The organism is Neisseria sp. HMSC073G10, assembly GCF_001812605.1.
In the GTDB taxonomy this organism is placed as follows: domain Bacteria; phylum Pseudomonadota; class Gammaproteobacteria; order Burkholderiales; family Neisseriaceae; genus Neisseria; species Neisseria subflava_A.
The window spans coordinates 18,394-40,429 of the sequence record NZ_KV809516.1 but is presented as its reverse complement, the minus strand read 5'-3'; the positions used below and the strand labels follow the sequence as shown (position 1 = coordinate 40,429).

Genomic DNA, 22,036 nt, shown 5'->3' with positions numbered 1-22,036 from the left:
ACATGTTTTTTATGGATTTCACGCGAAACAAGGTTAATATTCCATTTTCACAATACATTATTCGAGAAGACATATGAAAAAATCCATCAAACTGACCCTGTGCACCCTCGCACTCTCACTTTCCGTGCAAGCGCAAGCGGTTACCCATGCCGTGATTGAAACCAATATGGGCAACATCCAACTGGAGCTGGATGAAGTCAAAGCGCCGAAAACCGTGGCAAACTTTGTCAATTACGCCAAAAAAGGTTTTTACGACAACACGATTTTCCACCGCGTCATCGACAATTTTATGATTCAAGGCGGCGGATTTACCGAGAATATGGTACAAAAATCCACCGATAAAGCCATCACCAATGAAGCATACAACGGCTTGAAAAATAACGTCGGTACCATCGCCATGGCGCGTACCGGCGACCCGAATTCAGCAACCAGCCAGTTTTTTATCAATACAGCCGACAACGACTTTTTGAATTTCAAAAGCAAAACCCCTCAAGGCTACGGCTATGCCGTTTTCGGTAAAGTCACTTCCGGCATGGACGTGGTCCGTAAAATCAGCAAAGTGAAAACAGCGACACGCGGCTATCATCAAGACGTTCCAACCGAAGCCGTGATTATCCGCAAAGTCAGCATCAAATAATTTTGATTGTTTGAACCCAAACAACAGGCCGTCTGAAACATTCAGACGGCCTGAATTTATTTATTTGATAATAAGCGGCAATTTGGGCGATAATTCAGCATCTACCATTTAAGGAGTCGATTATGCAAACCCGCCTGCCTTTTTTCGGCGTTGTCCGCGTCAGCGGTGAAGACAGAGCTTCATTTCTTCATGGCCAATTATCCAACGATATTAATAATTTAGCTATCGATCAGGCATGTTACGCCACATACAATACGCCTAAAGGCCGTGTGTTGGCGAATATGTTGGTCGTCAATCGCGGAGAAGATTTACTGTTGGTCATGGCGCAAGATTTGACCGAAGCCATCGTCAAACGCCTAAGAATGTTTGTCTTGCGTGCAAAAGTCGTCTTCGAGCTGATGCCTGATTTAGCAGTCAGCGGCGAGTTGGCAGACAATGCAGAACCTCATCCTGCTACCGAACCGCAACTGTCTTTCCCGGCCCAAATTCAAGCAAACACCGTAGAAATTACCTTGCCGCACACAGGCCGTCTGAAAATTTCAGTAGCCGAAAACGCAGCCGAATATCAAGCAGGAGTCGAAAACGTGTGGAACCTGCACGAAATCCGCAGCGGCTATCCGTGGATTTGCGCCGCAACCAAAGAAGCGGCTGTTGCCCAAATGCTCAACCAACACATCATCGGCGCAGTCCATTTCCGTAAAGGCTGCTACCCTGGCCAAGAAATCATCGCCCGCGCCCAATACCGAGGCCAAGTCAAACGCGGTCTGGCCGTATTAAGCGGCGATTCTTTGGAAGCCGCCGGTATTGCCGTCAAAGTCGGCGAAGAAGAAGCAGGCGTCATCCTCAATACAGCACTGACTGAACAAGGCAGCCTCAGCCTCGCCGTTATCAAGTTTTCCGCAGCAGAAGCAGCATTGACCGATGTAGACGGCAATGCTTTGAAACAGGAAGAACTGTTTTTTACGGTTGAGAAAGATTAATTGTTAGATGATTGAATAAAAAGCTTAAATATTAGCTTGAAATGAAAACAGAAAGGCCGTCTGAAATTCAGACGGCCTTTGATATTGAGTTTTGTTGGTACATGACCCAAGCAGCGTTTGCTGCCGACTGAATTACGGCATGGTTTGGGATCATTTGGTAACAACAAAAACCGCGTGCGTGCGTACCGCACACACCCTACACCTTAATCTTAAGGTTTGCGTCGCCCGCAGGTAGTGCGTGTGTGGGCGTGTCCACAACAAATACGACTAACGGGGACGCAGGCTACAACTTGTTTCAGGAATTTGCATATGAGGTGAGAATATCATTATTTCATTTCCTTCCTTTTTAGTTTGAGCAGAATATCTCAATGAATATAATATATTTCTAAAATTTCCATATATATCTTTAATCTCCTTAACTGCATCATAAGAGACTATCCAAAACTTCAAATTGCTAGCCAACAAAGCATCTCTAATCTCAATATGATCTTGATGAGTATAGAAATTTCTATACAATCCTTGTCCTTTTATGTAATACGGAGGATCCAAATACATGAAACTATTATTACAATAATTAGGTAAGAGCGACCTTATCAATTTAGCGCTATCTAAGCTAGTTAATTTGATTCTATCTTTTTTCCGAGCAATTTTTTGTATACGATTAATAAGGTCATCTTTATTATATCTAGCATCTAACTTCCATTTCCCATCTTGCTTATACCCTCCAATCACACCTGCTTTTAATATTCCTGAACGATTTGTTCTGTTTAGAAAGAAAGTCGCAAATCCTAATTCTAAATGTGAAACATCTGTCCCTTTCTCTAATATGGATCGTTGTTTATTCCATGTATCCATATCTACCTTTGTATCTTTAATTAAAGAACATAAAATATCAGTTTCATATAAAACGGAATGCCAAAAGCTATAAATAGCAATATCAATATCATTTATATGTATTGTTTGTACATATTCTTCCAGTAGAAGTTCTAATGCAATTCCTGCTCCTCCTGCGAAAGGTTCAATATAATTTTTATCAAATAGTTCATTAATCTTAATAATTTCTTTTAGATAAAATGCTAGTTTACCCTTTCCTCCAGGATAACGTAATGGCGTATAGTATTTCATATTTTCTGCAAATAATAGTTATTCAGACCAAATTGCTTTTAATAAAGGTTCGAAATTATCCCACTCACGATTCAAAATATCTTTTGATGGAAGTAAGTGTTGATTATGAACATATTGTTGCAATGTACCACTTGCCTTTAATTTATCTTTTGCAAATGCATTTATTGCTGAAATTTGAGTTTGGCTAAGTAAATTTTTCTCTTTTAAATAAGCAGAACACATCTCAACTTTATCATATAATCCAGGATTTCTTGTCTGGTCTTTTGGCTTTATTTGTTTTTCTTCTATGAATTCAGATACTGATAAATCAATAAAGACTCTTAGCATGACAGCAATGGAATAAGGATGCACGTCATGAGTCATTTTATTTTTCAATTCTTGAAAAATAGCCGAGCATTTTTTATTACCCCTAAATGAGAATTTTGTACTTATTGGAATTAATGAATTTCTGGCTGTATTATCCTTATTTGTATTTGTCCTTTTTCTCTTACCACTATCTTCATTATGTTCATAATCGTTATTCCTTGATGAATTATTGGGTTTTGAATTATCATTGTTATTTTCTTTATCGCCTGTATCGTTTTTAGTTTCGCTCTGAAAACCGTTATCATTTCGTAGCTCTTCTCTATTTTTAAAAGCATCATCAAGTTTCCATGCTTTTACTTCAATCTCAGGATTACCAATACCAATCTGATTTAAGAATTCCTCTCTATCAGAAACATTATAAATCCTTGATACATTAAAATCAGGTTTATTATTGCCTTGTGAAATATAAACCATCTCGCTAAGTATTAAATTTAATTTAGCTAGAAAAGCTTCATATGGCAAGGTGGAATATAAGAAACTATTGACCAATGACAGACCAAATTTTTTTTGTGTATTTTTGTCAAATAAGCGACTTAGATTAGTAACATAAATATATTTTTTATATTCTAAAATGTGCTTATAGTAGTCATGATGATCTAGAATAAATTTATAAATCTGTGATTGAATAGAAGTTTTCCCATGCTTAGCATTGTATCTATCAATTTCGGGCGTAGTCCATCGTTCGCGGCCTACGCCTTTATTATCACCTGTATGTTTTAGTGAAATCCAGTGATTATATTCTTCTTCATTTTCAATCACTACACATCGAATATTTTGTAAATTTTCAACTCTAGCTATCTTTTCTAGTTTTAAGAACTTCTTCTGAATAGTTTCCTTTTCTGCAATAGTGGGCTGTTCCAGCAATTTTAATGCAGTAGCTCTACGATTTCCTTCTAAAATGATATAAAAGTTTTCTTTACCTTCTTCTGTACACGGACGAACAATCATATTTTCAGAAGGATCTAATCCATTTTCAATAATGTCTTTTGCTAAATTAAAAATCTTTTCGCTTTGTAAGTCTAACATTAAATTTATAGCTTCTCGTTGGTTAGAAACTTCTCTATTAAATCTAGGATTATCTAAATCCAACAACAAATTACTTATTTCTATATTTTCAATTTTATTCATAGTTCTTCTCTAAAATTATTTAGAATTAATCTGAGACCTTTGCAATAACATAAGTTACTAAAATCTTAAATTTCGTTGACAGATTATTTTGCAAAGGTCTCAATCTATTTTAGATCATACCAACTTGCCGCTTACCCAAGCTTCCACGCTTACCAGCATTTTAGGTAATTTATCGGTATCTGTACCACCGGCTTGCGCCAAGTCAGGACGGCCGCCGCCTTTACCGCCGACTTGTTCGGCTGCAAATTTAACCAGATCGCCTGCTTTGACTTTAGCAGTCAACGGTTTGGATACGCCGGCGCATAGGGAGACTTTGCCGTCGTTGACTGCGGCGAGCAATACGATGGCTTGTTCTGATTTGCCGGTCAAGTCGGTCACGATTTCGCGCAGGGCGGCGGCATCGGCTTCGATTTGTGCGGCAACGAGTTTGGCTGAACCCAAGTCTTTTGCATCGTCCAAGAGTTTGGCGCCTGCATGGACGGCGAGTTCGGCTTTGGCGCGTGCCAATTCTTTTTCCAATGCTTTGGCGTGTGTTGCGCCTGCTTGGATTTTCGCCAGTACGTCTTTTTCGGTTTGGGCTTTGGTTTCGGCAATAATGTCTTTAACCAAACGCTCTTGCTCTTGCGCCCATTTGAGTGCGTTCAGGCCGGTGATGGCTTCGATACGGCGTACGCCTGCGGCAATACCGCCTTCGCTGATGATTTTGAAGAGGCCGATGTCGCCGGTGCGTGAAACGTGTGTACCGCCGCACAATTCGGTAGAGAAACCGCCCATTTGCAGTACGCGTACTTCGTCGCCGTATTTTTCGCCGAAGAGCATCATGGCGCCGGTTTTTTGGGCATCTTCCATGCTCATAATGGCTGCGTTGACGGCAACGTTAGCCAAAATGGCTTCGTTGACGCGGCGTTCTACTTCGGCGATTTCTTCGGCAGTGACCGCTTGAGGATGGGAAATGTCGAAACGGGTGGATTCGGCGGTAACCAAAGAGCCTTTTTGTTCAACGTGTTCACCCAATACATCGCGCAGGGCTTTGTGCATCAAGTGGGTCGCGCTGTGGTTGCGCATATTGGCATTGCGGATTTCGTCATCCACTTTGGCGGTAACGCTGTCGCCGACTTTCAGACGGCCTGAAGTTTGTACGCCGAATTGGCCGAATACAGCCGCTTTGATTTTTTGGGTATCGCGTACTTCAAAGCGGTTTTCGCCTGCAAAGATATAGCCGACGTCGCCGACTTGGCCGCCGGATTCTGCATAGAACGGGGTAAAGTCGATAACGATGGCACCTTCGTCGCCTTCGTTCAATTCGTTGACTTGCTCGCCGTCTTTGTAGAGGGCGAGGACTTTGGATTCGGTTTGGCGTTCGCTATAACCTTTAAACTCGGTGTCTTGACCTTCGTAAGGCAGTTGGGCGTTGGCTTTGAAGCTTTGTGCGGCGCGTGCGCGTGCGCGTTGTGCATCCATTTCGCGGTTGAAGCCTTCTTCATCCAAATCGATGCCCAATTCGCGCGCCATGTCGGCAGTCAGGTCGTAAGGGAAGCCGTAGGTGTCGTAGAGTTTGAAGATGTGTTCACCACCGATAACGAGTTTGCTGTTGGCGATGTTGTCCATCAAATAGGCATTTAAGGCTTCGGCAAACGGTTTTTCCGCGTCGGGAATATGGGCGGTTTCCAAAGCAGCCTGCAAATCGATATACATGCCTTCGTTCAGGCTACCTGAAACTTGGGGACGGATAACGATTTGCTTTTTGCCTGAAGCGGCACGGGAGGCGGCGGTGAATTCCACACCCTCTGCGGTTTTCAATGCCAGTGGTTTGCCCGCACCATCTTGCGGCAGCAGGCTTTCCAGTTTCAAGAATTTCATGCCGTTGAACACTTGATTGAACAAGCCCATGCCTTTTTCCAGCGTTTCGCCGAAACGGCTCTCTTCCGCGCGCAGGGCTTCCATAATCTGCGTCTGCTTCTCTTTCAACTCAGGATAAGCATCACCCATTACTTTCACCAAGTCGGGCACGAGTTTGTAGAAAAACGCTTGTTTCTGACCGAGTTTGTAACCGTGGCGTACGGCGCGGCGGACGATGCGACGCAGTACATAGCCGCGGCCTTCGTTGGACGGCATCACGCCGTCTGCAATCAGGAAGGAGCAGGAGCGGATGTGGTCGGCGATGACTTTCAGGCTTGGTTCTTCCATGCTGAACGGCGCGCCGGTTTCGCGGGCAACGGCTTTGAGCAGGTCTTGGAACAGGTCGATTTCGTAGTTGCTGTGGACATGCTGCATGACGGCGGCCATACGTTCCAAGCCCATGCCGGTATCAACGGATGGTTTAGGCAGCGGATTCATATTGCCTTGTTCGTCGCGGTTGAACTGCATAAATACGCAGTTCCAAATTTCGATCCAGCGGTCGCCGTCTTCTTCAGGGCTGCCCGGAATGCCACCCCAGATTTCTTCGCCGTGGTCGTAGAAAATTTCGGAGCAAGGGCCGCAAGGGCCGGTGTCGCCCATTTGCCAGAAGTTGTCAGACGCGTATTTCGCGCCTTTGTTGTCGCCGATGCGGACGATGCGCTCGGCAGGCATGCCGATTTCGTTCAGCCAGATGTTGTAGGCTTCGTCGTCTTCTGCGTAAACGGTCGCCAAGAGTTTGTCTTTAGGGATGTTCAACCATTCCGGGGAAGTCAGGAACTCCCAAGCGAAGTGGATGGCGTCGCGTTTGAAGTAGTCGCCGAAGGAGAAGTTGCCCATCATTTCAAAGAAGGTGTGGTGACGGGCGGTGTAGCCGACGTTTTCCAAGTCGTTGTGTTTGCCGCCTGCGCGTACGCATTTTTGTGCGGTAGTGGCGCGGTTGTAGGGGCGTTTGTCAAAGCCGAGGAATACGTCTTTAAATTGGTTCATGCCTGCGTTGGTAAACAGCAGGGTCGGGTCGTCGTGTGGTACGAGCGAGGAGGAGCGGACGATGGTGTGGCCTTTGGATTCGAAAAATTTCAGGAATTTTTGGCGTAGTTCGGTGGTTTTCATAATGTCTCGATAAATTTTTTACAAGGATTTCAGACGGCCCGGACGGCGCGTTGCGATTAAAAACGAATGGGCGTTATCTTACCGCAAAACCATATTTCAAGCTATCGGCAGAAAGGTTTTAAGTTGGCTGCAATCCGTCTTTCAGACGGCCTCAAGCGGGACGATATCTTTTAACAATGAAGCCTATCCGCTCGGGCTTGCCTGCTTTATAATGCCTCTCTATTTTCAACCGGATACGCAAGGAATGATAATGACCAAACATCTGCCCCTCATCGTACTGACTGCGCTGGCACTGGCCGGCTGCGGCGGCTCGGACAAAACTTCTGCCGACAAGGCGGCTCAAACCGATAATCAAAAGGTATTGAGCATTTACAATTGGTCGGAATATGTCGATCCCGAGACGGTTGCCGCGTTTGAGAAAAAACACGGTATCGCAGTAACTTACGATGTATATGACAGCGATGAAACGCTGGAGAGCAAGGTATTGACCGGCAAGTCGGGTTACGACATCGTGGGTCCTTCCAATGCGTTTGTCGGTAGGCAGATTAAGGCAGGTGCGTATCAAAAAATCGACAAGTCTCTGATTCCCAACTATAAAAACTTGAATCCGCAGTTGATGAAACTGATGGAAGGTGTCGATCCGGGGCATGAATATGCAGTGCCGTTTTATTGGGGTACCAATACTTTCGCCATCAATACCGAGCGTGTGAAAAAGGCGTTGGGCACGGATCAGCTGCCGGACAATCAATGGGATTTGGTGTTTAACCCTGAATACACGTCCAAACTCAAACAATGCGGCATCAGCTATTTGGATAGCGCGGCGGAAATTTATCCTATGGTGTTGAACTATATGGGTAAAAATCCAAACAGCAGCGAAACGGCGGATATTAAGGCGGCTACGGAAGTTTTGAAGAAAAACCGTCCGTACATCAAGCGTTTTACCTCGTCCGGTTTTATCGATGATTTGGCGCGCGGCGATACTTGCGTAACGATTGGCTTTGGCGGTGATTTGAACATTGCCAAACGTCGTGCCGAAGAAGCAGGCGGCAAGGAAAAAATCCGTGTGATGATGCCGAAAGAAGGCGTGGGGATTTGGGTGGATTCGTTTGTGATTCCGAAAGATGCCAAACATGTGGCCAATGCCCATGCGTATATCAATGATTTCTTAGATCCTGAAGTTGCGGCGAAAAACGGCAATTTTGTTACTTATGCGCCGTCTAGCAAACCGGCTCAAGAGCTGATGGATGAAGAGTTTAGAAACGACAATACGATTTTCCCGACCGATGAGGATTTGAAAAACAGCTTTATCATGGTGCCTATCCAACCGGCGGCGTTGAAATTTATGGTCCGTCAATGGCAAAGTGTGAAAGCAGGTACATAAGCTGATTTGAACGTATTAAGGCCGTCTGAATGGTGTAACCGAAATGTTTGATTTCGTTTTACGGCTGTTCAGACGGCCTTTGGTTTGTGTCAGATTGGCTTGGATAAGGTTTAAAAACAAAGGGCGTGTCTATCAATCACGCCCTTTTGTTCGTTTCAGACGGCCTTAGAATTTCACGCCTTTATGCAGGGCGACGATGCCTGCGCTCATGTTGTGGTAATCCACGCTGTCGAAGCCTGCATCCAGCATCATTTGCTTCAAAGTTTCTTGGTCGGGGTGCATACGGATGGACTCGGCAAGGTATTGGTAACTGTCGGCATCTTTGGCAATCAGTTTGCCCATAATCGGCAACAGTTTGAAAGAGTAGAGGTCGTACACGCCTTCCAAAGGTTTGTACACTTTGGAGAATTCCAACACCAGCAGGGTGCCGCCCGGTTTCAATACGCGGTACATTTCTTTCAGCGCGGCATCTTTGTGCGTCATGTTGCGCAGGCCGAATGCGACGGAAACCAGATTGAAATAGTTGTCGGGGAACGGCAATTTTTCAGCGTCTGCCAACGATACGGGCAGAATCATGCCTTCGTTGAGCAGGCGGTCGCGGCCGACCGTCAGCATGGAGGAGTTGATGTCTGTCAGCCAAACTTCGCCTTCTTTGCCCACACGTTTCGCCCAGCCTCGGGACAAATCGCCAGTACCGCCGGCGATGTCCAATACTTTGTCGCCTTTTTTCAGGCGGGCGGTATTGATGGTGAAATGTTTCCAAACACGGTGCAGACCGCCGGACATTACGTCATTCATAATGTCGTAGTTTTTTGCCACGGAGTGGAAGACTTCGGCAACTTTGCCTGCTTTTTCGTCTTCGTCAACGGTAGAGAAGCCGAAATGGGTTTTGTGGTCGCTCATAGTGTCTGCCTTCTTAAAATAATACGGATTCAGATATCGAATACGTCGAAATCGCCAACCCTTTCGACGCGGGAAATATAGTTTGTGCCTGCCGCTCCAGCATCAGGCGTTGCCCTTATTCGGTATAACGTGCGCTGATGTGGGTCAGGTAAAGTTGTTTCACATTGGCTTGCAAAGCCAGCTTGGCGGCATCGGATACGGTTGAATGGAACACTCGCTCCGCTGTCTCTTCATCGCCTGCCGCAAAGGTTGCTTCATGCACCAAAACGTCTGCGTTTTGCGCGGCGCGCACTGCCTGCGGACAGGCTTTGGTATCGCCGAAGATAGCCACTACCCGTCCTTTTTTAGGCGGGGAGAGGAATGCTTTGCCGTCAATGATCCTGCCGTCGTCCAATGTCGGCTTCGCCTTTTTTCAGACGGCCTTTCCGCCGCAACCTCCGCTACCGCAGGAATGTGTGCGTTTGGGTTTTAAATCTTCGGCACTTGGAGTTCTGGACGCGCCGGCTTTTTCGAGGCGGTCGAGATAGTCTTGCCAAAGTGCGTCTTGATTGTGCGCCAGTCGGTAGAGATAGTCCCAATCGTAAAGGCCGCTGTCGTGGCCGTCTGAAAAAGTAATTTTCAAGGCGTATTGGCCGACGGGGTCCAAATTGGTAATGCTGACTTCGGCTTTGCCTGTTTGCAAAACATCTTGGCCGGCACCGTGTCCGCGTACTTCCGCGCTGGGCGAGTACACGCGCAGGTATTCGGCAGGAAGGCTTTTGGCACCGTCAACATAGACCAAAGTCAGTACGCGCCGCTCTTGCTGGAGGCGGATTTCTTGTGGGATTTTATCGGCTTGGGTCATGTCATGCTCCGTTCTTTTTACGCAAATAGGCAACGCGTACAGAAAAAATACCGCCAAGTACGGCAAACAGCACGATTGCGTAGAGTGAAAACCGTATCAGGCTCACTTGGGTGTCCGCCGTCAGCCCCAAAGGCAGCAACATCACGGCAACGAACAGTAAAAACGCGGCCAACATGGCGGCAATGCTGGCAAAGGCATAGCGGGTATTGGCTGCTGTTTGCGGATGTTTGGTCATGTTGTGGATAGCTTGCCGTAGGGTGGTGAGGCGGTATTTTATCAGCTTTTTGGTGCTTCATGCCGTCTGAAAACGGCTTTATTTCCATAAATAAAGTGTAATGGCGCGCCTGTCTTCGCCTTCGGGCATTAAGCGGATGCTGCTGCCTTTGCTTCCGTTGACACGGATAATAATACCGCCGGCCTGCCGCTCGATAATGTCGAGTTGGGTGTCGCGGTTCATGCGGTAGTTGTAGCGTTCGCATTGCTTCAAGCACCAAAAATCCTGCCAATGGATAAAATATTTTTGTCCGGATTCGATGGCCAGCGTTTCGCCGCCTTTGACGATGAAGTAAGGGTAATCGGGTTTTTGAGTGCTGAATGTCCATTCGGCCGTTTTGTCTTTTCCGTTTTGATGGTATTGGAACACGGCTCGGTAGTCGGTGTCGTATTCCAATGGTTGTAAAGGAAACAGCGCAAATTGACGTTCGGTCAGGAGGCGGTTTGGGTCATTATCTTTATCTAATATTTTGACGTCTCTGATTTCTTTTGTGTCCTGATACAGTTTGAACGAACGCATTTTGACCGGAGGTGATTGCTCTGAGAACGCGATGCTGACCGGATTGCCGGTCATTTCATAATGCGGCATAGGGTCGGGACGTTCGCCGTGGAAAACCGGCGAAGCGAAATTACCTTGCGGATAGGTGACGTAAGGTCGGAATTTACGGTTGGAGATTTCATCTGCATAAACAATGGCATGACCATGACAGGCATCTTGATAAAACGAACGGCTGAGGTCGGATAGTGGGCGGTTTTTTTGGCAGAGGCTGTTGAATCTGCTGTCGCCTTGATTGATGCTCAGTGCGATTTGTTTGCCTTGCGATTCAAATGCCGCTCCGGCTTCGTCGATATTTTGATCGAGTAAGGAGAGACGGTGATAAATCGCCGTCATCAGATTATCCAGCTGATGTTGGGCAGGTAGATGGTCGTTGATTTTTTCGTTTGGCGGATGCTGGCCGGTACTGACGTTTTCGTGCACGCCTTTATAGGCATAACCGGCTTTGCGTGTGCGGTCTGATGGGCGTGGGCCTGTATAAAAGGGATTGCGTGTATTGTGTTCGTCATGTCCGTCGTCAGGGTTTTGCAGCAGATAGCGGGCATGATTACGCGCGGCGCGTTCGAGTGTGGCTGAGTGCGCCAGTGCGGGCAGATTGGCTGAGGCGCGGAGGAAGTTTAAATACGCCAAGGCGTCAAAATCGGCAACGGCAGTACGATTTTGCGGCAGTTGGGCGTAGATGAGCTGGTCTTCGGAATAGCGATGGGTTTCGTAGTATTGGAATATGCCGAGGGCGATGGCAAAACCACCCAGCCAGTAAAGAATGTGTTTCATTATATATGCTGCGTTCAGACGGCCTTGAGCTGCGGCTCTTTCCCCTTGAAACTCATGCCGTTAAATGATTATTTTGATAGCGGCTTGACTTGGAATGCTTCAGGATGGGATTTGAAATATTCGACAGCGATAAATCCGCCGCCAATAATAATCAAGAGGGCAATGGCCATGCCGATCATCGCTAAAATGAATTTGTCCATATGTGTCCGTTTGAATGAAGGCCGTCTGAAACACTTGAAAGCGTTCAGACGGCCTTAAGTCAGTTTAATTAACGTTCGATTTGCGATACGTCGCGCACTGCGCCTTTGTCGGCGGAAGTCGCCATCGCGCCGTAGGCACGCAGGGCTGCGGAGACGTAGCGGTCGCGGTTTTCCGGTTTCCACGCTTTGCTGCCGCGTGCTTCCATTTCGGCACGGCGTGCGGCAAGCTCTTCATCGGAAATGACAAGGTGGATGCTGCGGTTTGGAATGTCGATTTCGATGGTGTCGCCCTCGTGTACCAAACCGATTGCGCCGCCTTCTGCCGCTTCAGGCGAAGCGTGGCCGATGGACAGGCCGGAAGTACCGCCGGAGAAGCGTCCGTCGGTCAGCAGGGCGCAAGCTTTGCCCAAACCTTTGGATTTCAGGTAGGAAGTCGGGTACAGCATTTCTTGCATGCCCGGGCCGCCTTTAGGGCCTTCGTAGCGGATGATGACGATATCGCCAGCCACGATTTGGTTGCCCAAAATGCCTTCTACTGCGTCTTCTTGGCTTTCAAAAACGCGGGCGCGGCCGGTAAATTTGAGGATGCTCTCGTCCACGCCTGCGGTTTTCACTACGCAACCGCGTTCTGCGATGTTGCCGAACAATACTGCCAAGCCGCCGTCTTGCGAGTAGGCATGTTCAACATCGCGGATACAGCCTTTTTCGCGGTCGAGGTCGAGGGTTTTCCACATACGGTTTTGCGAGAACGCCTGAGTAGTGCGCACGCCGCCTGGAGCCGCTTTGAAACGCTCGACGGCATGGGTGTTTTCAGGGTTAGTTACATCCCATTTTTCAATCGCGTCTTTCAGGGTCGGCGCGTGGATGGTGTACACGTCGGTGTGCAGTTTGCCTGCTTTGTCCAATTCTTTCAGGATGGCGAAAATGCCACCGGCGCGGTGCACGTCTTCCATATAGTAGTCGTGATTGTTTGGCGCGGTTTTGCAGATGCAGGGTACAACGCGGCTCAGGCGGTCGATGTCTGCCATTTTGAAATCGACACCGGCTTCGTTGGCAACGGCCAACAGGTGCAAAATGGTATTGGTAGAGCCGCCCATGGCGATGTCCATGGTCATGGCGTTTTCAAACGCTTTTTTAGTGGCAATGCTGCGCGGCAATACGGTTTCGTCGTCCTGCTCGTAGTAGCGTTTGGTGATTTCGACAATCATGCGGCCGGCTTCGAGGAACAATTCTTTGCGGCCGGCGTGGGTAGCCAGATAAGAACCATTGCCCGGCAGGGAAAGGCCGAGTGCCTCGGTCAGGCAGTTCATGGAGTTGGCGGTAAACATGCCGGAGCAGGAGCCGCAAGTCGGGCAGGCGTTTTGTTCGACTTCTTCGACTTGTTTGTCGCTGATATTGTCGTCTGCCGATTCGATCATGGCATCAATCAAGTCCAAACGGCGTTCGGGTTGGATGTTGGCTACACCGATAACTTTACCGGCTTCCATCGGGCCGCCGGAAACGAAGATGGTCGGAATATTCAGGCGCATGGCGGCAATCAGCATGCCCGGAGTGATTTTGTCGCAGTTGGAAATGCACACCAGCGCATCGGCGCAGTGGGCGTTGACCATGTATTCGATGGAGTCGGCAATCAGGTCGCGGCTAGGCAGGGAGTAGAGCATACCGCTGTGGCCCATGGCGATACCGTCGTCAATGGCAATGGTGTTGAATTCTTTGGCAATGCCGCCAGCTTTTTCGATTTCACGGGCAACCAGTTGACCCATATTGTGCAGGTGCACATGGCCTGGGACGAATTGGGTGAAGGAGTTGGCAATGGCGATAATCGGTTTGCCGAAGTCGGTTTCCATGACGCCGGTCGCACGCCACAATGCGCGCGCGCCTGCCATATTGCGGCCGTGGGTAGAGGTTTTGGAGCGGTATTCAGGCATTTTTGTTCCTTTGTTTTATGCTGAGGCCGTCTGAAATAGGCTGGTTAATTGGCGGCCCGTTGTAGAAATAACTCGGTATTTTATACCAATTACGAGCGATGAAGCACGCTATTTTGTAATAAAACTAAACTGTATTTGCTTCACCTGAATTTGCTGTCCTCTCGTTCAGACGGCCTGAAGTTTTCTTAGGATGAAACGTTGTCTTTCTCATTTGCAAAAGATGTTGGCATCAAAAAGTGATATGATAGGGAACTTCTCACATTTCTAAGGATAAGACGATGAAAAAAATCATGTTTGCATTGTGTTCGGCCATGTTGGCTTCTGCTGCGTCTGCCGCTGTTTATAAAGTGGACGAATTTCATGCCAATGCCCGCTTTGCCATCGACCATTTCAACACCAGCACCAACGTCGGCGGTATTTATGGTTTGACCGGCAATTTGGAATTTGATCGTGCCAAACGCCAAGGCTCAATCGATATCGTATTGCCTTTGTCCAAACTGCAAACCGGTTCAGATCGCTTTACTCAACATTTGAAATCTGCCGATATTTTCAATGCAGACAAATACCCTGAAATCCGTTTTGTATCCACCAAATTCAATTTCAACGGCAAAAAACTGCTTTCCGTTGACGGCAATCTGACCATGAACGGCAAAACTGCGCCGGTAAAACTCAAAGCCGACAAATTCAACTGCTACCAAAGCCCGATGGCAAAAGCAGAAGTGTGTGGCGGCGACTTCAGCACCACCATCGACCGTACCAAATGGGGCTTGGATTATTTGGTAAGTGCCGGTATGAGCAAAAAAGTTAACATTAATATCCAAATCGAAGCAGTGAAACAATAATCCTGCTTGATTTCAAAATAAAGGCCGTCTGAACAGGTAAGGCAGAAATCGTTGATTTCGTTTATCCCTGTTCAGACGGCCTTATGATTAAAGACGTTTAGGATTCTTTATTTTTATCGGCTTTGGCTGCCCAATAAGTTGCCAAAAGCGAGCCGGAGATATTGTGCCACACGCTGAACAATGCGCTGGGAACGGCAACAACCGGCGCGGCGGCAAAGTGTGCGGCGGCAAGCGCGGCACCTAAGCCTGAGTTTTGCATACCGACTTCAATGGCCAGCGTTTTTTGTGCGTCATAAGGCAGGCCGGTCCATTTGGCGGCAAAGAAGCCGAGCAGATAGCCGATGCCGTTGTGAAGTACGACAACCGCGAAAATCAGCAGGCCGCTTTCAATAATCTTGCCTTTGCTGGCGCCGACTACCGCGCCGATAATCAGCACGATGGCGGCAACGGAAACCAGCGGCAGCGCATCGGTCAGTTTTTCAGTTTTGTTGCCCAATATTTTATGGACAATCAAGCCCAAAACGATGGGGAGCAAAACCATTTTGACGATGGACATCAACATGCCGCCCGCTTGGATTTCCAGCATTTCACCGGCAAGCATCAGGAAGATGGCAGGAGTCAGCAATGGGGAAATCAGGGTAGAAACAGACGTAACGGCAACCGACAAAGCCACATTGCCACGCGCCAGATAAGTCATTACATTTGAAGCAGTACCGCCCGGGCAGCAGCCGACCAAAATCACACCGACTGCGATTTCGGCAGGCAGGTTCAACAGTTTCGCCAGCAGATAGGCTGTCGCAGGCATGATGGCGAATTGGGCAATCACGCCGATAATGACGGCTTTGGGATGTTTAAACAGAATATCAAAGTCGGAGGGTTTGAGGGTCAAGCCCATGCCGAACATGATGACGCCCAGTAGCCAAGGAATGTAAGGGCCGACCCATTTGAAGGTGTCGGGTGCGAAAAAAGCGATACCGGCAAAGAGTGCGGCCCAGAGGGAAAAGGTCTTTCCGATAAAATTACTGATTTTGTTAAGGGTATTCATGATGATATGTTGTGAAGTTGTTTTTAAGGGAAACTAAGGATACACGCCTTAACCTTAATTTGCAAAAAGGCTCAAAATAAATAAGGCCGTCTGAAAATAAGGATTGATTTTCAGACGGCCTGTGATTTGTATTTGCTATATAGACGGCATTATTCTTTTGATAAAATATTGCGCAGCCATCGGGCGGTAGGTGCGATTTCTCCGGCGAGCATGCCGGTTTCGATTTGGCTGCTGTGTTTGATGACATCGGCCGCCGCACCATGCAGCCATACGCCGGCGCAGGCGGCTTGGAATGTCGGAATGCCTTGTGCCAGCAGGCTGCCGATAATGCCGCTCAAGACATCGCCGCTGCCTGCGGTAGCCAATCCGGCATTGCCGCTGGTGTTGGTATAGACTATGCCGTCTGCCGTGGCCACCAATGTATGATGGCCTTTCAATACGACGGTTGCGCCATATTTACGGCTGATTTCGGTTACGGCTTTTTGCCTGTCGGCTTGAACTGATTGGGTATCGGTACCGAGTAGGCGTGCAGCTTCTGCCGGATGAGGTGTCAGGACGATATGTTTGTACGATTTGAGGCGTTCGGCCAATTCGGAAGAACGGGCAAGCAGTGTCAAAGCATCGGCATCGAGCAATAAAGGCTGGTCGTGGTGTGTCGACAGGATTTGGGGCAGCAGCTGCTCTGATAATCCGTCCAAACCAAAGCCGCAGCCGATTACGCGTGCGCCGACATCGTTGCGCTCCATCAGTTGGGTTACAGTGGCGAGCATGATTTCAGGGCGTTCGGGAATGATGGCAAAGGGCAGCGTGGCTTGGTTGAAACCCGCCCAAACCTTGCCGCACCCTTGATACATGGCGGCTGTGGCTGCCAAAACCACCGCACCGCTCATTCCTGTTGCGCCTCCGATAATGGCAAGTGTGCCGTATGTGCCTTTGTGCGATTCTTGGATGCGGGGGCGGAATACGTCAGGAAATGCTAAGGCCGTCTGAAAAGCTTGAAGCGATTCGGGAAGCGTGTAGATGGGCTGCATGGCGTAACCTTCCAAGATAAGAAATTTAATTTTAAATCAGAAAGTAAAAGGTAATGAAGCAAAAAATAAAAGTTTGGGACGCACCTACGCGCCTGTTCCATTGGCTCTTGGTGTTATTGATGGGATTCATGTGGTACAGCGCAACCCAAGGCGGCGATATGCTGGTATGGCACTTGCGCGGCGGTTTGTTTATGCTGGCTTTGGTGGTTTTCCGCTTGTGTTGGGGGATTTGGGGCAGCGATACGGCAAAATTCAGCCGATTTGTGCGCCCGTTTTCCGAAATCCGCCGCTATACGCAAGGCCAGATGTCTGAAGACGAATTGGTCGGCCACAATCCTTTGGGCGCGCTGATGGTCATTGCTTTATTGGCCGCCCTGGTTTTTCAGACGGCCACAGGCTTATTTGCCGCCGATGAAAATACGTTTACCAATTCCGGCTTTTTAAATTATTTGGTCAGCGAACACGCCGGTACGCTGGTGCGAAAAATCCATGTCAATTTCTTTAATGTCTTAGCTGTTTTGGTGGGCGTACATATTGCAGCTGTTTTGCTGTATCGCTTTGTGAAAAAACAGGATTTGATTACGCCGATGATTAACGGCTTTAAAACCATCGATGTCCAGCAGCCTAAATTGGCCGGAATGGGGCAACTGCTTGCCGCTTTGTCGGTGGCGATTGTTTTAGTGTGTGCAGTATGGATGTTGCGCGGCTGATGCATTAAGGCTGATACCTAAAAGAAACCGACCCCGATAGCCGAAATGGTTGTTGGGGTCGGTTTATTTTTAGGGTTTAAAAGATGATGTTCAGACGGCCTTAACGCAGCGCAAGATGCTGTGGCCGCGGCCGATGCCGTCTGAAACTTCCGCTACTTTCAATCCGGCTTTTTCAACGCAACGGATCAAGTCTTCAGAGTGGAAGATTTTGCTGTTGCCGTTGGCCATGGCAGTGAAATATAGGCTGGTCATGGTCAGGCAGTAGGCGGCGGTTTCGTAGCGTTGTCTGTCCCAAAAAGGCTCCATAATGTAGAGGCTGGTGTTTTCGCTCATAGATGCAGCGGCGCGTTGAAGAATGCTGGTGGCTTGTTCTTCGGTGAAACAGTCTAGGAATTGGCTCATCCAAATTGCGTCAAAACCGGTTGGGAACGGAATTTCAGGATCAAGCAGGTTGGCCGGATGGGCGTGGATACGGTCCGCGCCGTTTTTGCCTTTGGTCGCCTCACGCATCAAGCCGATTTGTTGCGGCAGATCCATGATGGTTACTTCGACTTCGGCATTGTGGTTGACACATTGCTCCGCCCAGCGGCCGGTGTTGCCGCCGACATCGAGCAGTTTTTTAACCGGTTTGGCGAACACGGTGTTGAGTGCTTCGGCGAAGGAATTGTCGGAATAATAATGGTCGAATGCAAACCATTTTTCCTGCGCGATGCTTGGCAATGAAGACAAGCCTTCGTAAATAGTCGGCCAGTCGCCGAATACTTTCAGGCCTTCAGGCTTGCCGGTTTGCAGGGTTTTTTCCAAATCAAACATACCTTGGTAGCAGATTTCCTGCGTGAAATCCATGTTGACGCGGGCCATTTTGTCTTTGAGGACAAACCAACCGACCTTGCTGATGAAATAGCGGTTGTCGCGAGTTAAGACAGTGCCGATAGACAGCGAGGCTTCCAGCAGGACTTGTGCCGCGTAGTTGCTGATTTTCGCTTTTTCAGCAATTTCGGCTTGAGTGAGGCCGTCTGGATGGTCGTTCAACAGGTCCAGAATGCCAAATTTCACCATCAGGCGGGAAACTTGGAACACAATCGGTGCAAAAGCGATTTCTTGAGCCAGACGTTGAGCCTCGCCAGCGGACTGGTGTTCGTGGGAATAGCGTTGTTCTAGGGCAGGGAAGAGTTGCATATTGTTGGTTTTCCACTAAAAAGTTAATAGGTATATTCAGACGGCCTCAAACACAATCCGTCCTGATGCACACGGATGCTCTCCGTTGTTGATTTTAAAGCTCAGTTTGTTTTTGCCTTCATCAAATTTCAGCTCTACCGACACTTCATCGTGAGGACGGATAAACTGCTGATATTTTAGATTTTCGATGCGGATGACGCGTTGTTTGCCCCATGGCTTGGGCGCGATCAGGTTGCGCACCCATTGCAGCTCGACCACGCCGGGAACCAGCGGGAAGGTGGCAAAATGGCCGCCGAAATAAACCAAATCCAAAGGCACGCGCCCGATAAAAGTTTCGATATTGGTTTCATCGTCAGATGATGTTTTCGACCAAACGGGCGAAGTTTGGGCAACGGTAAAGGCCATCTGAAAATCTGCCGCGGCGATTTTGGCTTGGGCATTGCGCGGCAGGTTGTCGGTAAAACGCCAGTAACGCGGCAGGGCGATGGTGTCCTGCGTGGCGGCCAGATGGCGTTTGAGCGTATCTGCGACCGCAGCGCGGCCTTTCTCGCGCAAGGCGGCGATACCGTCTGCGTTCAATGCCGCCCATATGGCAATGCGTTGATGTTGCGGATGACGGCCGCAATGGGCATCGGCAATCCAAGGGTGTTGTAAAAGTTCGTGTTCGATTTGGGTCAGCGACACGCGTTTGTCCTCAAATTTAATAATGCGGTCTTGGCGACCGAGTAACAGAAAACCGTCATCTTGCGGCTCGATCAAATCGGCGGTTTGGCGGCGTTCGGGCGACCAAGGCGAAGAAGCCCAAAGTGCGCCTTCTTCGTTTTGCCCGATTTCCACGCTTTCAAAAGGCTGCCATTCTTGGCGTTCGCAACGTGAGGCAATCACGCCGGTTTCGGTACTACCATAAACTTCAAACGGGCGGACGGCAGCCTGTTGCAGCAAATCCGCCGTGGCTGCGGGCAACGCACCGCCGGCCGAGACAATGCCTGCAATTTTATGGCCGATACTCTGCCAGTTGCGGTTTTCTCCCAAGCGGTTGAGTACGGCCGGACTGGCAATCCAAACCACTTTATCATGTGCGGCTGTGCTGGAAAGTAGGTTTTCCGGATAAACCGCCTGCTGTCGCTCCATAGTCCAACCCATTGTCAGCGCGAGTGCGAAGCGGAATGTGAAGCCGTAAAGATGCTGCGGAATCACGCTGCCGACCACGGTTTCACCGTGTTGTCCAAATGGCAGCGTATTTGCCAAAGTCAGGGCTTCTGCCTGCATTTGCGCGGCGGTTTTCACAATAATTTGCGCTTCACCGCTGGAACCTGATGTTTTCAGCCATGCTTCGGCATGGTCGGGAATCAGATGGTTTTCAGGATAGGTGTTCAGCTCTTCCAAATCTGTTTTAGCTAATACATCAGGCAAGTGCCAGATATTTAGGCCGTCTGAAGATAGCTTTTTATCTGTTGAATCTGTTAAAAACGCCTCTGCCGTTTTCCCCCATTCCAAATTGTCTTGCGCCAAATTGGGCAACAATAAAACCTTTCCGCCCGAATGCCACACTGCCAACACGGCACAGGCAAACAGCGCGGCATCGTCAAACCATAACGCGGCAGTTTGCACGCCTGCCTGTTTCAGATGGCCTGACAGATGGAAAACCGCACGGTTGAAATCAGTACGCGTCCAATTCGGATGGGTGGCGATAAGGTCGTGTTGGGGTAGGTCGGGGGATAGGATTTGGGTTAGGTGCATGATGGTTCTAAGGTTTTATAATTTTGATGTATTTGCCTTGGTATCTTCTTTGAATTGGGCCAAGCATTCATCGTATTGTTTGTTTGTCGTTTGGCGTACCAATTCGTAATCATTTGCCTGCCACTCTTCCAATGAATGGCTTTCACTTCTTTTGAAACAATGGAGTAAGCGATCGGTTTTACCGCTTTGTCCGTCTAAAAAAAGGCTGACTTCATTGTTCAGAAAGAATCGGTCTCGTTTATTGAATTTTTCATAAACCAAATAGAAACGACCCGGTTGGACAAATAGTTTTTTATTGGCACTATTGCTTTTAAATGACCGTTTTGCCGCCCAATCGCGAACTTTGGGGGAGAATTGTTCAAAAACAGGATTCGCAAAATTCGGTTTAATGGGCTTCCCGCTTAAACTGTGTTTGCCCAGCAGGTCAGGGCCTTCATATCCAATATGATTGCTGTTGTGGGCAAGAATCAGTAATGCAAAAGTTGCTGTAAATACGGCTGTTTGTGCAGCCCTTGCTTTTACCGTATTGGATTTCCGAATAATCATCAAATTCATGCTGCTGGTTGTGGTATCGTCAGAATAACGATTGTGTATTCGGTCAATGACGGTCAGGTTTCCCGAGCGCGTTTTGATGGTGTGGCTGGCAACTTCCGTATAATTTTTCTTGTATTCGGCTTCTGCCTTTTCTTCAGGGGATAAAGGCGTTTTAGATGTAGAAGAGCATGCGGTAAATGTGAAGGAAATCAGGGTGAGTAGGATAATTTTTTTCATTATGGTTATTCGTCTAATTGATGAAATATTTTTAATGGTTTAAACCTTCAAAACCAATTTCCGATAAATCCATTCTCCGGCAAATAAGATTCCCATTAACACATAAGACACGATGCCCGTATAAGCCGCCCACCAATCGTAATATTGCAAGCCTGCCAAAATGGCGGCAGTCACGCCGTTGAAGACAAAGAACGCGCACCAGATTTGCGTAACGCGCCGAGTGTGGCGCACGCCTTCGGGCGGCAAATCGGGGTGTTGCAGTCGGGCGAGGCGTTCGATGACGGTTTGTTTGGCAAATAGGCTGCCACCGAAAACGGCAAGCATCAGCGCGTTGACGGCGACGGGATACCAATACATCGAGTCAGGCCGTCTGAAAACCAGTACCGCCGCAAAAAAGGCGGCAAGGATAATCGCTGTAATGCGTTGGGCTGTGGTTTGCGGCATGGCGGCGCGTATCAGCCATAACACGCACATGGCCGCAGCAAGCCAGAAAAACGCACCGTTTTCCCTTCCGTAATACCATAGAAGCGGATAGGCGAGGCTGGCAAGGGTCAGTAGGAATTTTCCCAGTGTTTTCATAATGGTGTTCGGTTTCAGACGACTTTTGGGTTTTA

The 22,036-nt window shown here is 48.2% G+C and carries 21 protein-coding genes; 5 read left to right on the top strand and 16 right to left on the bottom strand.

Going from position 1 to position 22,036, the window contains the following annotated elements:
- Positions 1–73 precede the first annotated feature (73 nt).
- Together HMPREF2865_RS04845 and HMPREF2865_RS04840 are read left to right on the top strand one after the other, a co-directional pair.
- Positions 74–637: a peptidylprolyl isomerase gene (locus HMPREF2865_RS04845; RefSeq protein WP_070645972.1), complete on the top strand. Its 564-nt coding sequence runs from the start codon at positions 74–76 to the stop codon at positions 635–637.
- Between the two features lie 122 nt (positions 638–759).
- A complete protein-coding gene (locus HMPREF2865_RS04840; protein WP_070645970.1) occupies positions 760–1,617 on the top strand; it encodes a CAF17-like 4Fe-4S cluster assembly/insertion protein YgfZ in 858 nt (285 codons plus the stop codon).
- 267 nt (positions 1,618–1,884) lie between these two features.
- On the opposite strand, the gene HMPREF2865_RS04835 is transcribed toward HMPREF2865_RS04840, so the two are convergent.
- The 3 genes from HMPREF2865_RS04835 to alaS form a co-directional block, all read right to left on the bottom strand.
- Entirely contained in the window at positions 1,885–2,742 is an 858-nt protein-coding gene (locus HMPREF2865_RS04835) for a DNA adenine methylase (protein WP_070645968.1), read from the bottom strand.
- Positions 2,743–2,760: 18 nt separating this feature from the next.
- Positions 2,761–4,236 carry a ParB N-terminal domain-containing protein gene (locus HMPREF2865_RS04830; protein WP_070645966.1) on the bottom strand — a complete coding sequence of 492 codons (1,476 nt, stop codon included), beginning with the start codon at positions 4,234–4,236 and terminating at the stop codon, positions 2,761–2,763.
- Positions 4,237–4,350: 114 nt separating this feature from the next.
- Positions 4,351–7,245, bottom strand: coding sequence for an alanine--tRNA ligase (alaS, locus tag HMPREF2865_RS04825; RefSeq protein ID WP_070645964.1), 2,895 nt, complete (start codon positions 7,243–7,245; stop codon positions 4,351–4,353).
- 250 nt (positions 7,246–7,495) lie between these two features.
- Here alaS and HMPREF2865_RS04820 point away from each other — a divergent pair, with 250 nt between their 5' ends.
- Positions 7,496–8,626, top strand: coding sequence for a polyamine ABC transporter substrate-binding protein (locus HMPREF2865_RS04820; RefSeq protein ID WP_003685623.1), 1,131 nt, complete (start codon positions 7,496–7,498; stop codon positions 8,624–8,626).
- 165 nt (positions 8,627–8,791) lie between these two features.
- Here HMPREF2865_RS04820 and ubiE read toward each other — a convergent pair whose 3' ends face one another.
- The 7 genes from ubiE to ilvD form a co-directional block, all read right to left on the bottom strand.
- A complete protein-coding gene (ubiE, locus tag HMPREF2865_RS04815) occupies positions 8,792–9,529 on the bottom strand; it encodes a bifunctional demethylmenaquinone methyltransferase/2-methoxy-6-polyprenyl-1,4-benzoquinol methylase UbiE (protein WP_004519946.1) in 738 nt (245 codons plus the stop codon).
- A 115-nt stretch (positions 9,530–9,644) separates the two neighbouring features.
- Positions 9,645–9,923 carry an MBL fold metallo-hydrolase gene (locus HMPREF2865_RS04810; protein WP_225905479.1) on the bottom strand — a complete coding sequence of 93 codons (279 nt, stop codon included), beginning with the start codon at positions 9,921–9,923 and terminating at the stop codon, positions 9,645–9,647.
- Positions 9,924–9,941: 18 nt separating this feature from the next.
- Entirely contained in the window at positions 9,942–10,373 is a 432-nt protein-coding gene (locus HMPREF2865_RS04805; protein WP_070645962.1) for a gamma-butyrobetaine hydroxylase family protein, read from the bottom strand.
- A 1-nt stretch (position 10,374) separates the two neighbouring features.
- Positions 10,375–10,608, bottom strand: a complete 234-nt coding sequence (locus HMPREF2865_RS04800) for a hypothetical protein (protein WP_003679719.1) — start codon at positions 10,606–10,608, stop codon at positions 10,375–10,377.
- Positions 10,609–10,686: 78 nt separating this feature from the next.
- Positions 10,687–11,976: a CAP domain-containing protein gene (locus HMPREF2865_RS04795; RefSeq protein ID WP_070645960.1), complete on the bottom strand. Its 1,290-nt coding sequence runs from the start codon at positions 11,974–11,976 to the stop codon at positions 10,687–10,689.
- 68 nt (positions 11,977–12,044) lie between these two features.
- Positions 12,045–12,176, bottom strand: coding sequence for a hypothetical protein (locus HMPREF2865_RS12355; protein ID WP_256388404.1), 132 nt, complete (start codon positions 12,174–12,176; stop codon positions 12,045–12,047).
- A 68-nt stretch (positions 12,177–12,244) separates the two neighbouring features.
- Positions 12,245–14,104 carry a dihydroxy-acid dehydratase gene (gene ilvD, locus HMPREF2865_RS04790; protein ID WP_070645958.1) on the bottom strand — a complete coding sequence of 620 codons (1,860 nt, stop codon included), beginning with the start codon at positions 14,102–14,104 and terminating at the stop codon, positions 12,245–12,247.
- A gap of 278 nt (positions 14,105–14,382) precedes the next feature.
- On the opposite strand from ilvD, the gene HMPREF2865_RS04785 reads away from it, so the two are divergent.
- Complete coding sequence (locus tag HMPREF2865_RS04785; protein ID WP_070645956.1) at positions 14,383–14,946, top strand: YceI family protein; 564 nt, start codon at positions 14,383–14,385, stop codon at positions 14,944–14,946.
- A 97-nt stretch (positions 14,947–15,043) separates the two neighbouring features.
- Here the strand turns inward: HMPREF2865_RS04785 and HMPREF2865_RS04780 are convergent, their stop codons facing one another.
- Both HMPREF2865_RS04780 and HMPREF2865_RS04775 read right to left on the bottom strand, forming a co-directional pair.
- Complete coding sequence (locus tag HMPREF2865_RS04780; RefSeq protein WP_070645954.1) at positions 15,044–15,991, bottom strand: bile acid:sodium symporter family protein; 948 nt, start codon at positions 15,989–15,991, stop codon at positions 15,044–15,046.
- Positions 15,992–16,140: 149 nt separating this feature from the next.
- Positions 16,141–17,022, bottom strand: a complete 882-nt coding sequence (locus tag HMPREF2865_RS04775; RefSeq protein ID WP_070645952.1) for an NAD(P)H-hydrate dehydratase — start codon at positions 17,020–17,022, stop codon at positions 16,141–16,143.
- 53 nt (positions 17,023–17,075) lie between these two features.
- Between HMPREF2865_RS04775 and HMPREF2865_RS04770 the strand changes: the two genes are divergently transcribed.
- A complete protein-coding gene (locus tag HMPREF2865_RS04770; RefSeq protein WP_070645950.1) occupies positions 17,076–17,732 on the top strand; it encodes a cytochrome b/b6 domain-containing protein in 657 nt (218 codons plus the stop codon).
- Positions 17,733–17,822: 90 nt separating this feature from the next.
- Here the strand turns inward: HMPREF2865_RS04770 and HMPREF2865_RS04765 are convergent, their stop codons facing one another.
- The 4 genes from HMPREF2865_RS04765 to HMPREF2865_RS04750 are packed head-to-tail and all read right to left on the bottom strand — an operon-like array spanning position 17,823 to position 22,001.
- Positions 17,823–18,911 (bottom strand): FlxJ family methyltransferase, encoded by a 1,089-nt coding sequence (locus HMPREF2865_RS04765; RefSeq protein ID WP_070645948.1) that lies wholly within the window; start codon positions 18,909–18,911, stop codon positions 17,823–17,825.
- A gap of 36 nt (positions 18,912–18,947) precedes the next feature.
- Positions 18,948–20,651: an ApeI family dehydratase gene (locus HMPREF2865_RS04760; protein ID WP_070645946.1), complete on the bottom strand. Its 1,704-nt coding sequence runs from the start codon at positions 20,649–20,651 to the stop codon at positions 18,948–18,950.
- A 15-nt stretch (positions 20,652–20,666) separates the two neighbouring features.
- Positions 20,667–21,422, bottom strand: a complete 756-nt coding sequence (locus tag HMPREF2865_RS04755) for a hypothetical protein (protein ID WP_070645944.1) — start codon at positions 21,420–21,422, stop codon at positions 20,667–20,669.
- Positions 21,423–21,461: 39 nt separating this feature from the next.
- The gene (locus HMPREF2865_RS04750; RefSeq protein WP_070645942.1) at positions 21,462–22,001 is read right to left on the bottom strand and encodes a COG4648 family protein; all 540 of its coding nucleotides are present in this window, start codon (positions 21,999–22,001) and stop codon (positions 21,462–21,464) included.
- Positions 22,002–22,036 lie beyond the last annotated feature (35 nt).